The following is a 20,191-nucleotide window of genomic DNA, read 5'->3' on the forward strand; positions in this document are numbered from 1 at the left end:
CCCTCCTTTTCATTCTTACCGTTTGATGTTCAGGCTTTTTGTTACATGATCAAGCCTCCTCAATCACCTCATAACTGTGGGTCATTTCCACTCCTGCACCTAGCATCAAGCAAACAGAGCAGTATTTCTCGAGGCTGTCTTTCACCGCAGAGGCTACCCGGCTTTCATCAAGCGCTTTACCTGTCACGACAAAGTGAATATTGATTCTGGTAAACAGCTTTGGTGCTTGCTCACGGCGTTCAGCACTTAGCTCAGCCACACAAGAAACCACCTGCTGTGCACCTTCTTTCAGTGCTGCAACCACGTCGACAGAGCTACATCCGCCCGCGCCCATTAGCACCATTTCCATCGGACTTGGGGCATTTGCACCACCGTTTCCATCCATCACAATGCTATGGCCGGAATTTGACAGTCCGAGGAAGGTCTCATTTCCACACCATTTGACGCTCGCTTGCATTTCTTACCTCCATTTACTTTCAGGGTCGTGATCTTGTCCACGTTTTTAGCCTTTAATAGGGGGAGAAGTCCATATCAAAATCAAGAAATCGTGCTGGAAAAAGGATAAACTCAATGACTCAAACAGAGAGCTTGTAGCCTGACTGCCGACACTTTATGCTATCCAACGGACTTGTGCCGCAGGACGGTGGGCTAAGGAAGACTCATCAGGCAACAACTGCAGAGGAAATGAGATATATGGTTCCAGGAAAACCTCAAACAGACCCAACACTAGAGTGGTTCCTTTCACACTGCCACATTCATAAGTACCCTTCGAAAAGTACTCTTATCCACGCGGGTGAGAAAGCAGAAACGCTGTACTACATCGTGAAAGGCTCTGTGGCTGTACTGATCAAGGATGAAGAAGGCAAAGAGATGATCCTCTCTTACCTCAACCAGGGCGACTTCATTGGCGAACTTGGCCTATTTGAGGAAGATCAGGAGCGTACCGCTTGGGTTCGCGCAAAATCTCCATGTGAAGTTGCAGAAATCTCATTCAAGAAATTCCGCCAGCTGATCCAGGTTAACCCAGACATCCTGATGCGCTTGTCTTCTCAGATGGCTCGCCGTCTGCAAGTGACCAGCCAGAAAGTTGGTGACTTGGCGTTCCTGGACGTAACTGGTCGCATCGCTCAGACGCTGCTGAACCTGGCAAAACAACCAGACGCAATGACTCACCCAGACGGTATGCAAATCAAGATCACCCGTCAGGAAATTGGTCAAATCGTTGGCTGTTCACGTGAAACCGTTGGCCGCATCCTGAAGATGCTGGAAGAACAGAACCTGATTTCTGCACACGGTAAAACCATCGTGGTATACGGTACTCGCTAAGCGTACCCAGCCTAAAAAGAAAGCCACCGTTTATGCGGTGGCTTTTTTGTTTGCAGCGTGATCGTGATCACGTCGATTTTCCAGCGAATGTCATTATTCAGTGCTAATTTTCAATGCAAGCTATGTATGCATTCGCATGCAGTCGTTGTATTAGGGAACATCGACATGGACATGGAAATCCAGCACTTCTCACAACCTGCTCAGCAAACGCCAGTTTCCGCTACCCCGGGCCACCTCAGCACTGAATTGACTGGCTTTAGCGACCCATCGCACTACCACATTCAGTGCATGCTAGGCGAGGACAGACGTCGTTTAGACACGCCTTCAGCGGAAGATTGGCCAACCACGCAATCCTACTGAGTTAGCCTTTCACTGATGAAGCGTTACTGATCGGTACTCTCGAAGATTTTGTCTGCTGATGCTTCGACAAAACCTTGGTAGAGAGAGCCGTCAGCCAGCGGGTAACGCTTGGCAAATTCGTAGAATCCGCCAGGAATGGTTTGTTCGCCGTCGCTGAAAACCACACTCACTTTGTCAGCCATGGTCGATGACTGCTCCAGACACACTTCCGGACTACCTTTCACTTCCCCGCCAGACTCATTGATGGCAAAGCCAGACTGGCGCAGCAGGTCATTGACGCCTTTTACTGTGTCCAACGTACTCAGCTGATTCACACTGACAGTAAAATGGTTGGCGCCAAAGCCATGCGCTGACAACCAGCCTGCATATTCACTTTCATCAGCCAGTTTCTTGTAAGTATCAAAGTCGATATCCCACAAACGGCCACCGTAAAGGAAAGCAGGATCATTTAATGCGGCATCATCCACTTGGTCCACCAGCGAGCGAACTGCCAGTTGAAGCTCTGAAGAGCATTGACCGACCAACAGCTCACTGATGAAGACTTTAGGTGCATCAGGGTTCGGATGTTCAAAATGGCGTGCGAACAGCTTCTTAGCTTTGAATTCATATTCGCCCTTTGGCTCATAGCCGATAGCAATGAAAGGCGCAGCCAGCCTGTCGAGACCCACTTTTGGCAACGCAAAGGTACGCAGTGCAATGTGGTCATTCAGCAGCGGCGTGCCTTCTTCCAGCAGCTGATGAACCTTTGCTGCTGAAGGGCACAGGCGTGCAGTGTAATCTTTCCAAAGTCCGTCGAATAAAGCCTGAACGCGTTCCATCACATCCTCCTGAATGCTTGTGATTGCGGAATATTAAAGTGAGAGCCCTGGGCTCAATTGTGCTGGCAGTGAAACGTCTTCACCTTCCATCGATGCCATCGGGTAAGCGCAGTAGTCTGCCGCGTAGTAAGCGCTTGGACGAAGGTTACCCGACGCGCCAGGTCCACCAAACGGTGCATCACCACTTGCGCCCGTCAACTGTCGGTTGCGGTTTACAATGCCTGCGCGGATATGGTCGAGGAAGTAATCCCACTCAGCGTCATCGGTGGATACCAGACCCGCAGACAACCCATAGCGGGTATCATTGGCAAGCTCGACAGCCTGTTCCAGCGAATCATAACGAACCACCTGAAGCAGTGGGCCAAAGTATTCTTCATCTGGCAGCTCAGCAACTTTGCTCACTTCAATAATGCCTGGAGACACCACAGCATCGTGCAGCAACTCTGCTTTCAGCAGTGGTTCGCCGCCAAGAGACTCAAGATTCGCCTGCGCAGCCAGAATGCCTTCTGCGGCGCGAACAGAAATCTGCGCGCCCATAAACGGTGCTGGCTCATCGAACTGACCACCGACGCGGATGTTCTTGGTCATCTCGACCAAACGGGAAAGCAAGGCATCACCCTTGTTACCCTTCGGCACATAGAGTCGACGGGCACAGGTACAACGCTGACCTGCGCTGATAAAGGCTGACTGGATGATGGTGTATGCCGTAGCATTTACTTCGCCATAGTCATTTGAAATCACCATTGGATTGTTGCCGCCCATTTCGAGCGCCAGCATTTTGCCCGGCTGACCTGCGAACTGGCGGTGCAGGATATGGCCAGTGTTGGCACTGCCGGTAAACAGCAAGCCATCAATGCCTTTTGATTGCGCCAGCGCTTCACCGGTTTCTCGACCACCCTGAACCATGTTGATCACGCCCTCAGGTAAACCCGCTTCAATCCAGAGCTTAAGGGTTTCTTCGGCCGTTTTCGGCGTCAGATCTGAGGGTTTGAACACCACAGTGTTACCCGCTAGTAATGCCGGAACAATGTGACCATTCGGCAAGTGCCCAGGGAAGTTATATGGGCCAAATACCGCCATCACACCCAGCGGGCGATGACGCAGCACCGCTTGTGTGCCCGCTACGTCTTTTGCCCGTTCACCAGTACGTTCCTGATAGGCACGCAAAGAGATACCGATTTTTCCGACCATGGCCGCCGCTTCTGTGCGCGTTTCCCACAGTGGTTTACCGGTTTCTTCGGCGATCACTTTCGCAATATGCTCGCTATTTTCTTTTACTTTTTCCGCGAAACGCTCCACCAGCGCCTGGCGCTCGGTAAACGGCGTTTTTTTCCAGCTGATAAACGCACAACGCGCGGCATCAACCGCCGCTTCCACTTGCTCAGGCGTGGCCGCTTTGCCGGACCAGACCGCTTCGCTGTTAAATGGGTTGAGCGATTCGAACGCGTCGCCCTTACCCTCAATGGCTTTGTTCTCAATCCATTGTGTCATTGATCGTCTCTCCTAAACCGACACCAGACGCACGGTATCTCCATCTTGTACAAACAGCGCTTCTGCCACTTCCTTGCTGATGAGCACTTCATTGCGCTCTTCATCGACACCAACCTTGGTTGCAGTGGCGCGGAAGTTTTCAAAGTCACTGTTACAGATCAAATAATCCTGTGCGCTGCTGTGCTCGGCGATCTTCACTCTTGCGGTGAATGACCGACGAATAGAATCTATGTTCTGGCGAAGGCACTCTACCGTTGGGCCAGCATCGAAAATGTCGACATAGCCACGGCAAGTGAAACCTTCTTTTTCCAGAAGGCGAAGTGCCGGACGGGTTTTCTCATGCACCTGTCCAATCACTTCACGCGCTTCTTCACTCAATAGACTCACGTAGATTGGCAGCTTAGGCATCAGATCAGCGATGAAGCCTTTCTGGCCCGTTCCTGTCAGGTAGTCTGCCAAGGTGAAATCAATCGAGAAGAAATGCTCTTTAAGCCAAGCCCAGAATGGCGAGTTTCCGTCTTCATCAGATACACCGCGCATTTCTGCGAAGATGACGTCGGAGAATTTTTCCGGGAACTGGGCCAACATCAGGAAGCGGCATTTAGACAGCAATTTACCGTTCAATCCCTGACGGAACTCAGGGCGCAGGAACAGGGTGCAAATTTCCGTTGCACCCGTGTAGTTGTTCCCGAAGGTCAGTACTTCCACCACGTTATGCACATCCAGACGACGTGAATGGTGAACGATTTTACTGATGTGGTAGCTGTAAAACGGGTTGTCCAACCCGATGGCCGCTTCAATGCCGGTGGTGCCTGCCACTTCGCCAGTTTCAGTGTCTTCCGCTACCATCAGGTAACCTTCCATGCCCGGTGCTTGTGCGTTACGGGCGAAACTGTCCAGCGAGTGATCAATACGGCCTTTAATCAGGGTTTCGTCAACAGGGAGCGACGTAAAACCGTGTCCGGACTCCTCTGCACAAAGCATTAAGGCGTCAAAATCCGTTTCTCTGATTGGTCGAATTACCAGCATCTTACTTCCTCCTGATGCAATGAGTGGTCAAAACGTTGGGCGATCATGCCGCCGTCAGTTTTGCCAGTGCACGATCCAGTCGCGCTAAACCTTCTTCTGCTTCTTCTTTGGTGATAACCAGTGATGGGGTCATACGTACCACATTGGTACCGGCAACCAATAACAGCAAACCTTCTTCGCCAGCAGCCAGCAGCACATCACGGGCGCGCCCTTTCCACTCTTCGTTGAGGGCAGCACCAATCAGCAGGCCTTTGCCGCGAATTTCGCTGAACATCTTGTACTTCGCATTCAGTGCTTCCAGCCCTTCACGGAACCAACCTTCACGCTCTTTCACACCAGCCAGCACGTCCGGCTTGCTCACTTCGTTCACCACCGCTTCGGCAACCGCACATGCCAGCGGGTTACCGCCGTAAGTGGAGCCATGGGTACCGACTTTCATGTGAGCAGCCAGTTTTTCAGTGGTCAGCATGGCACCAATTGGGATGCCACCGCCCAGCGATTTCGCCGTGCTCAGGATGTCTGGCGTCACACCGGTTTGCTCATACGCGTAGAAAGTCCCTGTACGGCCGTTACCTGTCTGAACTTCATCGAAAATCAGCAGAGCATTGTGCTTGTCACACAGCTCACGAACGCCTTGAACGAAAGCGGGATCTGGGGTGACGATACCGCCTTCACCTTGCAGTGGTTCCATCATGATGGCGCAGGTTTTGTCAGACATGGCCGCAGCCAGTGCATCCAAATCGTTGTAAGGCAGGTGGGTGACGTTGCCCGGTTTTGGTCCGAAGCCATCGGAGTATGCAGCCTGACCACCCACGGTGACGGTGAAGAAAGTACGGCCGTGGAAACCTTGGGTAAAGGCGATGATTTCGCTCTTCTCTGGGCCGTGGACGTCCACTGCCCAGCGGCGTGCCAGTTTCAGCGCTGCTTCGTTAGCTTCTGCACCAGAGTTAGCAAAGAAAACGCGCTCAGCAAAACTCACTTCAGTCAGCTTTTTCGCCAGACGCAGTGCAGGTGCATTGGTCATGACATTACTGAGGTGCCACAGTTTTTCGGCTTGGGCTTTCAATGCATCCACCATCACTGGGTGGCAATGTCCCAAGCAGCTCACGGCGATACCGCCGGCAAAATCGATGTACTCGCGATCATCCTGATCCCAAATACGAGCACCCTTGCCTCTGTCCGGGATCATATTCATGGGTGCATAACATGGCACCATCACTTCATCGAACAGTTTACGTTCTACTTTATGTTCGGCTGTCATCGCTCATATCCTTCTGTCGATTCTGCTATAAGCATAGTATTTACATTTCATTAACCGCATCAATAGCAGAAAATTTTATAATCTAGCGCAATAAACTATGGGAAATTCACACAAGTGCCATATTTATGCGTGAAGAAGGGTAAATGATTAATAGAACAAGCGGTAAGACTGTCTTTCCTGTTGGGAAATAAACGAGAGATAGCACGAAGGGAGTGAATAAGGTTTCACTGTTAACAACAGGAAAACGGCGAAACAAAAATGTAAAAAGAGTGATGATGATCGGCTTTCAACACAAGTTCGGAAGGTTGAATGCCAGAGTTGGAATCAATCGCGTGTAAGGAAGTTCTGCAGCAGTTGGTGGCCTTGTTCGGTCAAGATACTTTCTGGGTGAAACTGCACACCTTCAAGGTCGAGGGTTTTATGGCGAATACCCATGATTTCATCAAACTCACCTTCCACTTCTGTCCATGCCGTCACTTCAAAACACTCAGGCAATGTATCCGCTTCCACCACCAGTGAGTGGTATCGGGTTACTGTCAGCGGATTGTTCAGCGAGTGAAACACGCCGAGATTACGATGGATAACCGGACTGGTTTTACCATGCATGACCTGCTTGGCACGGATCACTTTGCCACCAAACACTTGCGCCAGCGCCTGATGTCCCAGACACACGCCAAGAATCGGCAGTTTTCCAGCAAAGTGCTCAATCGCTTGAAGGGAGATACCCGCATCATCCGGCGTGCAAGGGCCTGGAGAGATGACCAGATGTGAAGGAGACATGGCTTCAATGTCGGCCAGGGTAATGGCGTCGTTGCGGATCACTTCGACCTCGACACCCAACTGACAAAAGTACTGATACAGGTTGTAGGTAAATGAATCGTAGTTATCAATAATCAAAAGCACAGTGGTTCCCATCACGTCCTGCCCGCCATACATCAGCGGGACTGGGCGCAAATGCTAACACAGGCTTATTCACACTGCATCAGAACTCGTTGATAGGGAGAATGGGCGTTGGCCACGGTGAGGCCAGCCAATCAAAGTAGAGGCTACAAAGCTCTTCGCTGTTTTCGTCCAGAATGTGGATGAGCCTAGGGTCAGCAAGGGTTCCCGCTTCTTGGGAGAGCGCTAAAATCGCCCCTTTCACCCTCTCTGAGACGCTGCCTTCGAGGTTTTCGATCTCTTTGTCGATCGCTTCAGCCACCGTTACCACCCGGCATTCTTCAGGAATTTTATCCCCTTCAATTTCGGGGAAACCGGAGCCATCCCAGCGGGTATTTTTGTAGGTCAGCAAAGTTGCGGCGACACAGGCAAATCCTTTGGTGGCCTCTGATAGCAGCAGCAAACTCCGACTTTCTGCTGTCGTGTTGTTGCCGCCATCGTCCCAAAGCTCCCCTATCTGACAAAGCGGATAGGCCAGGCCAATGTCCTCAGCTTTGGATTTGGTCAGGCCATATTTTACTGCCAACCACTCGCAAAACTTTGCAATACGGGGCGCGGTGATTTCCACGTAGTTGTTGTGAAGCGCGGCGACTGCAGCAATTTGGTTTATCACCAGTTGGTAGTTTTCCCGCATGATGGTAGCTCGTGCTTCCCCTAAAAGGTTCGCGACGCGGCTTTTTACCAGTTCTGGCGACACGGGCTTTATCAGGAAATCCGCCGCGCCGCTTTTCAAGCCTTCCACTTCACTTTGGTATTCATCCAGTGCCGATACGATGATGATCGGAATATGGCTGACTGCTTTTTCGGTTTTCAGTGCGCGGCAGACTTCGTAGCCATTCATGCCAGGCATCATGATATCCAGAAGAATCAAATCCGGGCGCTGTTGCATTGCCAATTCAATCGCCCGCTCGCCACTTTTGGCGAAAATCAGCGTGTATTGATCCTGCAAGATAGTTCGCATCACATGGAGATTGCTGGGTTCATCATCCACCACAAGCACTTTATACGCCATAGCCTTGTACTCCTGTGTTCTGTGACATTGGCATTTGTTCTGTCACGGCCAGAATCAGTCGATAAGCTTCATCCAGCTCAAAACTTTCTATCGATGCCACAAACTGCGACAGCAAGGTGGGGGGAACCAGCCCCGCCATCATTGGTACCAGTTCTTTATAGAGTTCATCGTCATACTGACCTTCAGCCAGTTTGCTGACGAAGACCTCGGTTTTGCGTTCAAACTGTTCCTGGGACATTGGGCTATCCAACGCGCCTTCTTCCAGCTCGTGAGCCCTGATGCCAAGGTAAGCCAGCGCCCGGTCAAAGGTTTCTTGCAATGTTTGCTGCAGGGCTTCCAACTTAGACTCCGCTTTTGCAACATCACCGGCTTCCACATAACCCAGCAACTTAGTCACTCGCTGCTCTATCGCTGGAAAACCGATGCACTTCGCCGATTCTTTGGCTTGCTTCAATAAAGGCTCCAGTGCTTCCGGCTGCTCTAGCAAAAGATGCTGGATGGTCTCCGGTAGCCCGCCATAGGTGGTGTAGAACTCCCGGATCACACTGAGCAAAATGTCGGTGGTAGGCCAATGCTGGAATGCCCATGCATCATCAAAGAGTTCGGCCTCATCAGTCGGGGGAGTGAGTACGGCAACATTGTCAGCGCCTTCCCCGCCACAACAGTTCGCCAGCATGGCGAAGACATCATTGCTGATAAACGGTTTGTCGATGGTGTAATCAAACCCTAGTGCCTCCCACTCGCTGTCAGTCGTGGGGTCTGCCGCTAGCTTCATCGCGACCACTTTCAGTCGCTCACTGCGGCACACCTCAGCCCAGGCACGCAGGGTTTGCGGGGACGGATAATGTTCTTCACTGAGGTAAGCATCGAGAAAAACCGCATCCACAGGTTGTGTTTTCAGCACATCTTCCGCCGCTTCAAGGTCGGTAAATGTCAGCACCTTCACACCCTGACGGAGCAACATATCCCTGAGTTCCTGCTGGTTGCGCTGCACATCATCGATGACCAACACTTCCAGCGGCGGCAAGGCATAATTGGCGGCAGGCACCTCGCGCATTCTCGAGGAACTTTGCGCCGGGATCAGGGGCAAATCGGCATACACCACAGAGCCATGAATCGACTCGCCATCAAACCAGAGGTGTCCTCCCATCAACTCAATGAGCTGGGTCACCAGTGTCGCAGAAAGTGTCTGCCCGGTGTTCACCGCTTCTTCCTGGTTGGTTTCTTTCTGGTTATAGGCGTAACTGGCAACCGCGAAGCGCACGATGTCATTGGTTGGCACAACATGGAGGGCGACGTTGCCCTTTTCCGTTTTGGTCAGAGCGCTTCGCATCAGGTTTTGCAGCAGCTGCTTAATGCGTCGAGAGTCACCGACATAGTGCTCCCAGAGTGCGTCGTTGTAATGCAAGCTGACGTAAAGGTCGCGCGCCTGAACCGTCTCTCGGGCGATGAACTCAATCTGGCGGCAAAGCTGCACCAGCGAGAAATCAGCGATATCGAGCGGCAGGGATTGGCTTTCCAGTTTCGACGTATCGAGAATATCGTTGATAAGCTTCAATAGACTGTTGCCAGACTCACGAATCACTTCCAGATGATGTCGATGAGCAGGACTTGCCGTTTCTTCAATCAAGACTTCCGTCAGGCCAAGAATAGAATTCATGGGTGAGCGGAACTCGTAGCTCATGTTGGCAAGGAAAGAGGCTTTGGATTGAGTCGCCTTTTCCGCAAGACGCAGTTTTTCCTCGAACGCTTCTTCTGCTTCGTGCTTTTCGGTCACATCAATAATCACACCGTCTATCCAGGTACTGCCATCTTCCGCACGGTAGCTGTGACCAATTTCCCAGAACCATTTCTCTTCATCATCCCGGGTCAGAAAGCGGTATTCACAGTCGTACTTTCCATTGCGCCGGGAAGCCAGCTCCCGCACTTTTCGATAGCTGGCGGTATCACTGGGATGAATGCGGTCGACAAAATGGGAAACGCCATTTTCCCCGGTCAGGATAGACGCGCTATACCCGGTCAATGACTTCGCCGCGTCACTGATATAAACGATATGTCGGGTCGCTCCGGTCATTTCCCTGAACGCCATACATGGCAGGTTGGAAACCAACGCCCGGTACTGTTTGGCATTTTCCCGAAGCGCCCAAGCCATACTGCGTTGTTCAGAGATATCTGAAATCACGGCAACAAATTCATGTTGCCCTTGAGAACCATGATGGCCGATAGACAACCTGACGGGCAGTTGCGAACCGTCGCGCCGTTTGGCCATGACTTCCCGCACCGATCCCACCACGGATGCGTCTCCCCTTTCGAGGAAGTTGTGAATGTACATATCGTGGCGGTGCTGATGCTCATCGGTCACCAGCAGACGCACATTTTTGCCAAGCACTTCTGTAGAGTGCCAACCGAAAACACGCTCGGCGGATTTGTTGAAATAGGTGATATTGCCTTTGCGGTCAATCGCCACAATGGCTTCCGTCGCGGTTTGCAGGATGGAGGAAAGCTGCTCCTCCCGTTTGCTAAATAGGTGCGCCTCAGCATGGCTGCAAAGCCAGGCATTAGCCAACTGATTGAAGACAATCACAAACATGGCAAGAAATGCCTGCACCAGCACCACATCGAGAATAGTGAACAGAAGGGCTTCATCACGAAGAGGCTGACGCGACAACACGACCGCTTCTGAAGACGCCAACGCCATCACCAGCGAGCCAACCGTTAAGCAAGCACCGCTGAGTAGCCCGGCAGTAAGATTTTTATCCCAAAATCCGGTTTTCTCTGTTGAGAAGCGGCTCCAAAGAGCAATGGTCACCAGAAAACCTGAAATCACAACAGCGAGAGAATAAATCGCGGCGTCAAGTTGGTAGATTGACGTCAGATTCACGCCAGTAAAAGCCATCAGATTCTGCAATACCATGGCCAGCGTGATAAGGCCAGATGCCACCAGGATTCGAAATGGACTGTTCTTGGCAAACGAGATCATCCTGAGCGCTGAAAAGTTGAGCCCGAAGGTCAACACCAATGGCAGATACAACAAAGCTGGCTGGAAACCCAAGGACTGGTAGGTCGGACTGGCTGTAACGTTGGCAACATGAACCAACGACATGGCGACCGTCAGTGTCAGTGCATTGATAGGTACAGGAGACACCTTGAACCAATGCAGTTTCTTTTCTTCCAGCGGACGGTGAATGAAGGTCATGGAAGCGGCAATAAACGCTGCCATGGCCGCCAACAGTTGGAGCCACGGGTCAATATAGCCCATTGGCAATAGCTGCTCGCTTGCCGCCGGTAGAAGGAACATCGATAGTGATTCAATGATCGACATGAAAGCTTCCGAAGCCAAAAAATTGATGCTGCAATGCCGTCTGGTGACTGGGTGAATATAGGCACCTGACATTCAACATCACAAATACAAGACACTGCCTTGTCTATGAGACATGACTAAAGCTTAGTCAAGATTCAGCAGGCAACCCATTAAAAGGGCGGAAAAAAACAGGCTCCCGAAGGAGCCTGTGGCAGGATAGGTAGAGGACTATTTGATCTTACACTGGAATCCTTTAAACACAGCGCGTGTGTTTTCTTCCAGCACGGCATCTCCACATGGAATCGCAATAAAGCCCCATAGACGGAAGCCCAACTCGACGGAGTCGCCGTACCCAACACCCAGGTCTTTCAGAAATTCACTCTTTTCGGTGTATTTCATGTTGGTTTTCCAACGCAGCCAAGGACGGTTTTCATTCACTTCACCGTTCACCGTCGGCTGAACCCAGAAGAAGCTCTTGTTCTTAAAGCGCAGCTTGAACTTCTGCGGCTTGTCCGGGTAATTCAGGCTGACGATCACAGGGTCATGATCTGACGACGAGTATGGGTTTGTCGATTTGACCAAATCACCGGTGAAACGGCCGGAATATTCAAACAGGGTGCTTTCCACTGAGTTGATGTGCCAGTCTTCCACGCCTGTGATTTTCTCCAGCACGCTGGCATTGCCCACCGCGTGGTCGAGACTACCGAGCTCGCCATCAAAGGTGTAAGAAAAGGCTTCATCGCCCAATGCATAACTTGCCAAGTTGACGTATCCAAAACCGTCACCCACTTCACGCGCCGTTTCATCCAGCGTCACACCAGCAATCGAGGTGCCTGCTGCAGTGACAATCTTACGCTCCGCGGCATCCGCATCGTAATCGGTCAGCACGCGCATTGGGTCTTCCTGCGCATAGGCATTGAAATCACCCAGCGCAATCACATCGCCCTTCACGCCTGCCAGAGCGTTACCTAGGGTTTCTGCGGCAGAAACGCGGAACTCATTACAACGCCCCTGAAGATCGGCCGGATCGTCACTAAACTCACCAGCAACCCAATCCTCGTAACAACCAGAACCTTTCGACTTAAAGTGGCTGACCGCAATAGACAGGGTTTCACCGCGTTTTAGGTTGAAAGACTGCATCAGACTGTCACGCTGGAATTTATCCAACTGGCGGGTTTCGCCGTCAGGGTTTTCACCACTGATATGTTGCTCAGGCATACGGATAACCATGGCATCATCTTTCAGCTCTACGCGCGCTGGACGGTAAATCAGCGCTACCTGAATGGCGTCACTGCCAAGGAATGTACCTTCGGTCAAATCGGCTTCTGCAGGCGTCACATACGCGTAGTGATCAGCTTCATCAGCAAACTGGGCGTTCAGCTCAGCCACCAAATTTGCCAGTGCGCCGTTTTCACCGAAACCGTTATTTTCGATTTCCATCAGACCAACGATGTCTGCATCCATGGCGGTCAATGCATTGACGATTTTCGCCTGCTGCAGCGCGAACTCTGCGGCGTCTTTGGTACCACGGTTACAACCACGGGAAGCATCAGCATCTGCCTGATCCTGACAGGTAACATTAAGATCGCCGCCTATGGCACTCGCACTGGTGAAGTAATTCAGTACGTTGAAGCTGGCCACTTTCAGGTTGGTGTCAGCAAACGCTTCTGGCGCTGAGGTGCGATCTTCTTCACGCACGAAGTCACTCGCCACCAGCTCATTGGTCACCACCAAACGGTAATCACTGAAGCTGTAACCAATCACACCTTCGAGGTTAGTGACAGTATCGCCGATACGAATATAACCCTGCTCAGCATCCAGACCCGGGAAGTAAGGCACAACACCATTCGGCGCTTTGCGGTCTGACTCCACAAACAGTTGGTTTGCATCATTAGCTGCAGCCAAGGCTACCGCGTCATCAGAACCAGCAATATACAGTTGTGTCGGTTTAAAGTTGGGCGCTTCGTATGAAAGTACCATGTTGTTTCGGAAAGCATCGTAATCAAATCCGAAGTTACGGGTCACGACCAGTTCACTTTCCTGCGTCAGACGCACTTTCATGCCTTCATGACGTTCAAGCGCCGCATCCAGCGTTTCACCCTCTTCCACTGCCAAATCAGTGACAGGAAGCTCGCCCACGGTATCAATCACCTCCCACTGCTTGTCGGACGCATCCAGTTGAGTGAGATTGAAAAACTCTTTGACAGTACCCGCCACACAAACCTGCATGCCAGGCTCAATACCCTGAGGGGCATCTCCCGTAAAGATGAACAGACCATCTGAGGTTGCGTTGTCGCCATCACCGTTAGCATCCTGAAGCCAGAAGCCTTTATAGAGGCTCTCTGTTACCGCGGTAACAACACCTTCGACATAGTAGGTACCCTCAGCTTCAAAACTGCCATCTGGTACCAGTGGGCTGCGATCACCACTGCCTTGAATCGCATAAGTCGGTGTGAGGGTCTCACCTTCACAACTGAAGGTGCCGCCACCTCCACCTCCACCATCACAAGCGTCAACACCGCTACAACCCAGACCGTCAAAGGTATTTTGTGCGAAAGATTGCCATTCCACTGAGGCGTCAAACGCCGAAGACGCATCTGTGCGACCTGTGCTGCCGTCGATACGGCGCAGCGTGATATCTTTTCCGTAGTTGCCGCTGTTACCTAGCTGCCCGAGGCTGTCGAGCACGTTATCGTTTTCATCGACCAAGGCCACCACGTCATTACCATTGAAAGAGAGCGAACCAGAAGTTTGCTGGCTGACGTCGGTGACTTCCCCCGCCGCGCTGCTGTTAGCAACCACGTAGCTTTCACCTGCTGCCAAGGTACCGGAAAGCGCAATTGTATTACCAAAACTGGTGGCACCGTTGAAAGCCAATCGGAGCGAGAGGTTGTCGAGAGAAGCATCCCCTGAACCCGTGTTAGTCAGCTCTATCGCTTTATTGTTGGAGGAGCCTTCGACGTATTCCGTGATGAGAATGTCAGCACTGGCAGGAAGCGCTGCACTGAGAGCCAGAGCCAGAGGGCTCCATGTAAAGATCTTCATTTTCTGTCCTTATTGGGATTGAAGTCATAAACAGTGCAAATGATTTAACATCTCGACATGTCATTTACGTGATGGGAAGCCCAAGTTTGTATATCAATTCTGACATAGCACTCAACAATCAGGACGGCGTTCAGAAATCAACAATTTCAGATAACAACAAAAGTCACGAGAAGGAGGGGGGAATTGAAGGCGAACGTGGAGGGAATAGCGGCGAAAATAAAAAAGCAGCGATTTCTCGCTGCTTTTTTCAACATTCTAAACGGTGCTTATGGGCAAGCAACAAAGCCTACTGCTTCGTACACTTTTTTCAGTGTGTCAGCAGCGCGTGCAGACGCTTTTTCTGAACCAGCTTTCATCACCTGATCGAGATACGCTCGGTCAGCACGGAACTCCTGATAGCGTGTCTGTACTGGCTCTAGCATAGCAACCACAGCATCAGCAGTGTCAGTTTTCAGGTGGCCGTACATCTTGCCTTCGTATTCCGCTTCGATTTCTGCGAACGTTTTACCGGTCGCCACAGACATCAGACCCATCAAGTTGGCAACACCCGGCTTGCTCTCGATATCAAACAGCACACGTGGTGGCTCGTCGGAGTCGGTTACTGCACGTTTGATTTTCTTAGCGATCGCTTTCGGATCTTCCAACAGGCCAATCACGTTGTTGCGGTTATCATCCGACTTCGACATCTTCTTAGTCGGATCCTGCAGGCTCATCACACGCGCACCCACTTGTGGGATGTAAGGTTCTGGTACTGTGAATACCTCGCCATACACGTTGTTGAAACGGGTTGCGATATCGCGCGCCAGTTCCAGATGTTGTTTCTGGTCGTTACCGACTGGCACCTGATTCGCTTGATACAACAAGATATCCGCAGCCATCAGTACCGGATAACCAAACAGACCGGCGTTGATGTTTTCCGCGTGGCGTGCTGATTTGTCCTTGAACTGGGTCATGCGGTTCAGCTCGCCCATTTGGGTGTAGCAGTTCAAAACCCAACCCAGTTGCGCATGCTCAGGCACGTGAGACTGGATGAAAAGGTTACTTTTCTCTGGGGTTACGCCTACAGCCAAGCACAGCGCCAGTGAGTCCAGCGTCGCTTCACGCAGCTTTTCTGCTTCCTGACGAACAGTGATCGCGTGCAGGTCTACGATGCAGTATTGGCAATCGTAATCATCCTGCATTTGCTCCCACTGACGCAAAGCTCCAATGTAGTTGCCGATACTGAGTTCGCCTGATGGCTGAACACCGCTAAGTACAATGGGTTTGGTCGTAGGATTACTCATGTTCTTTCTGTTCCTGTCAGTCAATTCAGCCAGCATCGCTGCTGGCTGTCATTTCGAGAAAATAGTCGAAGCTTTAATTTACGCTGTTTTTTCGGTGCTGAGAACCGTTAAAAGCTGGTTGAAGTGGTCAGCGACAAATTCCGGAGCACTGTCGCTGATTGGCTCACCATAGTTATATCCGTAAGTCAGACCTACAGAAGCGTAACCTGCATTTTTCGCGGCGAGGATATCGTTTTTCGAATCGCCCACCATCAGCATGTTTTCGTTGTTCAGGCTGTGCTTGTCACGCAGGCTGAGAAGACCTTCCGGGTCCGGCTTGTTGGTTGGCAGGGAATCACCGCCAATCACGTCAGTGAAGAACTGCGCCAGATTTAAATCCGCCAAAATCTCCGGCACGAACTGATACGGTTTGTTGGTCACAATACCCAGGGTGTAACCCGCCGCTTTCAGAGCAGTCAGGGTTTCTTTCACACCCGGATAGACGATGGTTTTGTCATGGCCATTGTTTGCGTAGTGGAAATCAAAACGCTCACGGACTTTTTGATACAGTGCTTCATCAATATCAGCCTTGATAGTGACACTCTGGCTCAGGGCACGCTTGAGCATGATTTCTGCGCCGTTACCAATCCAGTTACGCACTTCATCGTCTGTTGGCGAATGCAGATCGTGATCTGCCAGTGCCATGCGAATACCTTCCGCCAGATCCGGCACGCTATCTACCAGCGTTCCGTCCAGATCAAAGGCAATGTATTTGATGTCGTCAAAGTTTACCGTCACGGTTTATTTTCCTACTTTGCTCAGTTCCGCGCGCATTTCGTCTATCACAGCTTTGTAATCCGGCTGACCGAAGATAGCCGAGCCTGCTACGAACATATCTGCGCCTGCTTCTGCGATTTCACGGATGTTATCTACTTTTACGCCGCCGTCGATTTCGAGGCGAATATCGCGACCGCTCTCGTCAATACGACGACGCACTTCGCGCAGTTTATTCAGGGTTTCAGGAATAAAGGACTGACCGCCAAAACCTGGGTTAACGGACATCAGCAGGATCATATCCAGCTTGTCCATCACGTGGTCCAGATAGTGCAGCGGCGTTGCTGGGTTAAACACCAGACCTGCCTGACAGCCATGCTCTTTGATCAGCTGCAGGCTGCGGTCGATGTGCTCGCTCGCTTCCGCGTGGAAGGTGATCATGCTGGCACCGGCCTTGGCAAAATCTGGGATAATACGGTCAACCGGTTTCACCATAAGGTGAACATCGATGGGTGCAGTAATGCCGTAGTCGCGCAGAGCTTTACAGATTGGCGCGCCAAAGGTGAGGTTTGGGACATAGTGGTTGTCCATCACGTCGAAATGCACCACGTCAGCACCTGCTGCCAGTACGCGCTCAACGTCTTCACCTAAACGTGCGAAATCCGCCGAGAGGATCGACGGTGCAATGAGAAAATCCTTCATCCTATAGCCTCACTGTAAATTGGCATTACCCGAAAGTGGTGTCGGTGTTACCCGAATTTCGGCGCAATTCTACCCGATTGCATGGCATCTGTCTTATCAGATCCTCTGATTCAAACCATAACCTCTGAATTTTGAAGCTGGGACAGACGCTGCCCTTCCCCCTGTTCTAAGCTGGGATTAATCAAGATGAATGGTGAAGATGACTCAATGGATAACGACAAACCGCAACAGGAAAAAGTGGGCATGATGGATGTGGTAAAAAGCGTGTTTGCAGCGATGTTTGGCGTGCAGTCAGACAAAAACCGACAACGGGATTTTCAGCAAGCCAGTATGGTGCCTTATATCGTTGTCGGTTTCGTGTTTGTCGTGGTGTTTGTGCTGGGGCTGATGGGCTTAGTTTCGCTCATCATACCAAATTAAAGAAGCTCTGATACGTCTGGAGCAAACAGTGCCAGCAGTTCATCCACTTTGTTACGCCCACCACCATTGCGGCTAATGGTGCGTTTTACTTTCACCATGTTGAAGTGAGAGCCATGATACAGGCTTCGGGTCAGAGCAGTATCGTGATTTGAAATCAGCACCGGAATGTTTTTCTCGATACTCACTTTACGCGCCCACTCACCCAGCAATGCCTGGTCGTCCAAACTGAAACCGCCGCTCGCATAGGTCGTGAAGTTGGCCGTCGTCGACAGAGGCGCATAAGGTGGATCGCAGTAAATCACGCTACCACGGCGGGCACTTTTGAAACTCTGCTGGTACCCTTCACATACAAAGGTCGCTTTCTTTGCTTTCTCAGAGAAAAACTCGAGCTCAGCTTCAGGAAAGTAAGGTTTCTTGTATGAACCAAACGGCACGTTGAAGCCGCCCTTTTTGTTGTAACGACACAGGCCGTTAAAACCATGGCGGTTCATGTACAAGAAGTACAGGGAACGAAGGTACGGATCTTTCGTCTGGTTAAATTCTTCACGAATCGCCAGATAAGCTGATTTCTGGTTGTACTCTTGGGTAAACAAGCGCTTGGCGTCTTCGATGTAACGCTCCGGCTCTTGCTTGAGAAGATTATAAAGATTAATCAGATCCGGATTGATGTCCGCCAGACGGTATTGGTCGTAGTCTGTGTTCAGAAACACAGAGCCCGCGCCAACGAATGGTTCAATCAGCTTTTTTCCTTCCGGCAGGTGCTTGCGGATATCGTCGACCAGAGAGTACTTGCCCCCGGCCCACTTAAGAAAGGCACGATGCTTTTTCATTAATGTGTATCCACCACCACTGCTGCTCGAACGGTGGCGGATTGTATCTCATTTTTAACCATCAATCAGCGTAAATTCGTGCCTTGTCATTACCAAGGCGGATTAGTTAACCAGTCCGATTTCTTTATGGATCTGAACGAAAGATTTAGCCCAAGGGGTCAGCGCCTGAATATTCGCCGGAAGCTGCAATTCTGCACGTCGCGCCTCTGTAACCGAAGGGTAGTCACCCAACAGCACCATAAACCATGGTTCACCGTTTCGGCGGGTTTCGTACACCAGTGCGCGGTCAGCAATCGCATATTCTTGCAAAAACTCGTTTACCGCCTGCTTGGATTGCAATGCCGCGAGTTGAAGCGCGTAGCGCGATTCTGGAACCGTCAATAGCAACTGGTTCGCCAGAGGCACATCGGCATTGGTTGCCGGCGGCGACAAAGGTGCCACCACTGCCACTTCTTCAGTCACAGTCTCGGCTGTCACTTCTGGCTGTGTGGGTTCAACACGCACAGTGGTTTCGGAAGGTGGCACCAACTCAGGAATAAGCGGCTGTTCAACCGCGCTCGTGCCGTCACCCCCGACAGCCTGCTCATCAATGATGGCGTCTACCACACGATCAGGCACCACAATACGGCGGTTTTCATCGCGGCGTCCAACCGTCATGCCTTCTACCGAGGGCGTCTCCGGCAAGGCCGCAGTGTCGTCTGTCACTTGCGCATTGCTGTTCAGTGCTTGTTCACCACCCTGACCTTCACCTTGCTGCGCCGCCATTTCCTTTTCTTTTTCATCCAGAATAGCGGAAAGCTCTTTCACGCCATCCGGCACAACAGACTCAGTCGTCTCTTCCGATGTCATCTGGGGGTTCAGTGCCCACCACACCAAGCCACCACCCAATACTAACAACAGCACCACCAGCAAAATCAAAGGGAGGGGCGAGCGACGTTTCTTTTCTTCCATTGCAGTGGTCTCCTGCTGTTCCAGCCCGCGAAGGGCTCCGGGTAAAGAAGGCAATGATGCGGCTTTTTGTTTGAGTGCACGCCGTTGGGCAGCATCAAGCTGGCGACTGACCATCATGACTTCAATGAACATTTCTCGCTCATTGTCTGCCAGCGGGCTGATTTCCAACTCCAAAGGTTTCACACCCTGGCCATAAGACACTTTGTGAAGCCACTTGTTGAGCTTGCCACGCAGGCTAAATAACAGAATGTTAATCTGCCAGTTGTCACGCTGCTGCGCTTCGGTCACCAGCGCCCACAGCTCTGCGATGAGATTGGCACTCAAGCGCTGCGCGTCATCTATCACGACCAAAGCATGCACACTTCGGCCTTCGAGCATGTAATCGAGGCTTTGCAGCATCGAGTCTTGCTCGTTAAAGACACCATCACGCACGATTTGTCTGAGAATAATGGCACGATGCTGAGCATCCTGCTGGCTCGGATTACAGATTAGAAGAGATTGGATGGGTTCGTTTGCCCAGTTTTCGAGGTATCGTTCGCTGAGCCACGTTTTGCCCGCCCCTGGCTCACCAGTGATCTGAACAAGGTTGGAGCTGAATCGGGTAAGAAATTGGATTCTAGATAAAAGTTGGATCTGGCTATCCAGATCCAACGCAATCATTTCATGGGAG

The 20,191-nt window shown here is 51.3% G+C and carries 17 protein-coding genes; 3 read left to right on the plus strand and 14 right to left on the minus strand.

What is annotated here, in order from left to right:
* Positions 1–49: 49 nt before the first annotated feature.
* Positions 50–457: an OsmC family protein gene (locus D515_RS00750; RefSeq protein WP_039849422.1), complete on the minus strand. Its 408-nt coding sequence runs from the start codon at positions 455–457 to the stop codon at positions 50–52.
* Positions 458–693: 236 nt separating this feature from the next.
* On the opposite strand from D515_RS00750, the gene crp reads away from it, so the two are divergent.
* Entirely contained in the window at positions 694–1,326 is a 633-nt protein-coding gene (gene crp, locus D515_RS00755) for a cAMP-activated global transcriptional regulator CRP (protein WP_002535199.1), read from the plus strand.
* 165 nt (positions 1,327–1,491) lie between these two features.
* A complete protein-coding gene (locus tag D515_RS00760) occupies positions 1,492–1,686 on the plus strand; it encodes a hypothetical protein (protein WP_002535202.1) in 195 nt (64 codons plus the stop codon).
* Between the two features lie 23 nt (positions 1,687–1,709).
* On the opposite strand, the gene D515_RS00765 is transcribed toward D515_RS00760, so the two are convergent.
* The 11 genes from D515_RS00765 to rpe all read right to left on the minus strand — a co-directional run bounded on the left by D515_RS00765 (position 1,710) and on the right by rpe (position 17,320).
* Positions 1,710–2,504, minus strand: a complete 795-nt coding sequence (locus D515_RS00765) for a DUF1338 domain-containing protein (protein WP_002535203.1) — start codon at positions 2,502–2,504, stop codon at positions 1,710–1,712.
* Positions 2,505–2,537: 33 nt separating this feature from the next.
* Positions 2,538–3,995 carry a succinylglutamate-semialdehyde dehydrogenase gene (gene astD, locus D515_RS00770; protein WP_002535204.1) on the minus strand — a complete coding sequence of 486 codons (1,458 nt, stop codon included), beginning with the start codon at positions 3,993–3,995 and terminating at the stop codon, positions 2,538–2,540.
* Positions 3,996–4,007: 12 nt separating this feature from the next.
* The gene (gene astA, locus D515_RS00775) at positions 4,008–5,024 is read right to left on the minus strand and encodes an arginine N-succinyltransferase (protein ID WP_002535206.1); all 1,017 of its coding nucleotides are present in this window, start codon (positions 5,022–5,024) and stop codon (positions 4,008–4,010) included.
* Positions 5,025–5,067: 43 nt separating this feature from the next.
* Positions 5,068–6,285 carry an aspartate aminotransferase family protein gene (locus D515_RS00780; protein ID WP_002535207.1) on the minus strand — a complete coding sequence of 406 codons (1,218 nt, stop codon included), beginning with the start codon at positions 6,283–6,285 and terminating at the stop codon, positions 5,068–5,070.
* Positions 6,286–6,609: 324 nt separating this feature from the next.
* Positions 6,610–7,188, minus strand: coding sequence for an aminodeoxychorismate/anthranilate synthase component II (locus tag D515_RS00785; protein WP_039849455.1), 579 nt, complete (start codon positions 7,186–7,188; stop codon positions 6,610–6,612).
* A gap of 79 nt (positions 7,189–7,267) precedes the next feature.
* Positions 7,268–8,236: a response regulator gene (locus D515_RS00790; protein ID WP_002535211.1), complete on the minus strand. Its 969-nt coding sequence runs from the start codon at positions 8,234–8,236 to the stop codon at positions 7,268–7,270.
* On the minus strand, positions 8,226–11,558 hold the full coding sequence (locus D515_RS00795; protein ID WP_002535212.1) for a PAS domain S-box protein: 3,333 nt from the start codon (positions 11,556–11,558) through the stop codon (positions 8,226–8,228). Before D515_RS00795 ends, D515_RS00790 begins: the two co-directional genes overlap by 11 nt.
* A gap of 207 nt (positions 11,559–11,765) precedes the next feature.
* On the minus strand, positions 11,766–14,582 hold the full coding sequence (locus tag D515_RS00800) for an ExeM/NucH family extracellular endonuclease (protein ID WP_002535214.1): 2,817 nt from the start codon (positions 14,580–14,582) through the stop codon (positions 11,766–11,768).
* Between the two features lie 266 nt (positions 14,583–14,848).
* The gene (gene trpS / locus D515_RS00805; RefSeq protein ID WP_039849424.1) at positions 14,849–15,865 is read right to left on the minus strand and encodes a tryptophan--tRNA ligase; all 1,017 of its coding nucleotides are present in this window, start codon (positions 15,863–15,865) and stop codon (positions 14,849–14,851) included.
* 78 nt (positions 15,866–15,943) lie between these two features.
* A complete protein-coding gene (locus D515_RS00810; protein ID WP_002535218.1) occupies positions 15,944–16,642 on the minus strand; it encodes a phosphoglycolate phosphatase in 699 nt (232 codons plus the stop codon).
* Positions 16,643–16,645: 3 nt separating this feature from the next.
* The gene (rpe, locus tag D515_RS00815) at positions 16,646–17,320 is read right to left on the minus strand and encodes a ribulose-phosphate 3-epimerase (protein ID WP_002535219.1); all 675 of its coding nucleotides are present in this window, start codon (positions 17,318–17,320) and stop codon (positions 16,646–16,648) included.
* A gap of 186 nt (positions 17,321–17,506) precedes the next feature.
* Here rpe and D515_RS00820 point away from each other — a divergent pair, with 186 nt between their 5' ends.
* Positions 17,507–17,740: a DUF2970 domain-containing protein gene (locus tag D515_RS00820; RefSeq protein ID WP_002535220.1), complete on the plus strand. Its 234-nt coding sequence runs from the start codon at positions 17,507–17,509 to the stop codon at positions 17,738–17,740.
* Here the strand turns inward: D515_RS00820 and D515_RS00825 are convergent.
* Entirely contained in the window at positions 17,737–18,570 is an 834-nt protein-coding gene (locus tag D515_RS00825) for a Dam family site-specific DNA-(adenine-N6)-methyltransferase (RefSeq protein WP_002535221.1), read from the minus strand. The two genes, D515_RS00820 and D515_RS00825, sit on opposite strands and share 4 nt — an antisense overlap.
* Before the next feature lie 102 nt (positions 18,571–18,672).
* Complete coding sequence (locus D515_RS00830) at positions 18,673–20,181, minus strand: AAA family ATPase (RefSeq protein ID WP_039849458.1); 1,509 nt, start codon at positions 20,179–20,181, stop codon at positions 18,673–18,675.
* Positions 20,182–20,191 lie beyond the last annotated feature (10 nt).

The organism is Grimontia indica, from assembly GCF_000333895.2.
In the GTDB taxonomy this organism is placed as follows: domain Bacteria; phylum Pseudomonadota; class Gammaproteobacteria; order Enterobacterales; family Vibrionaceae; genus Enterovibrio; species Enterovibrio indicus.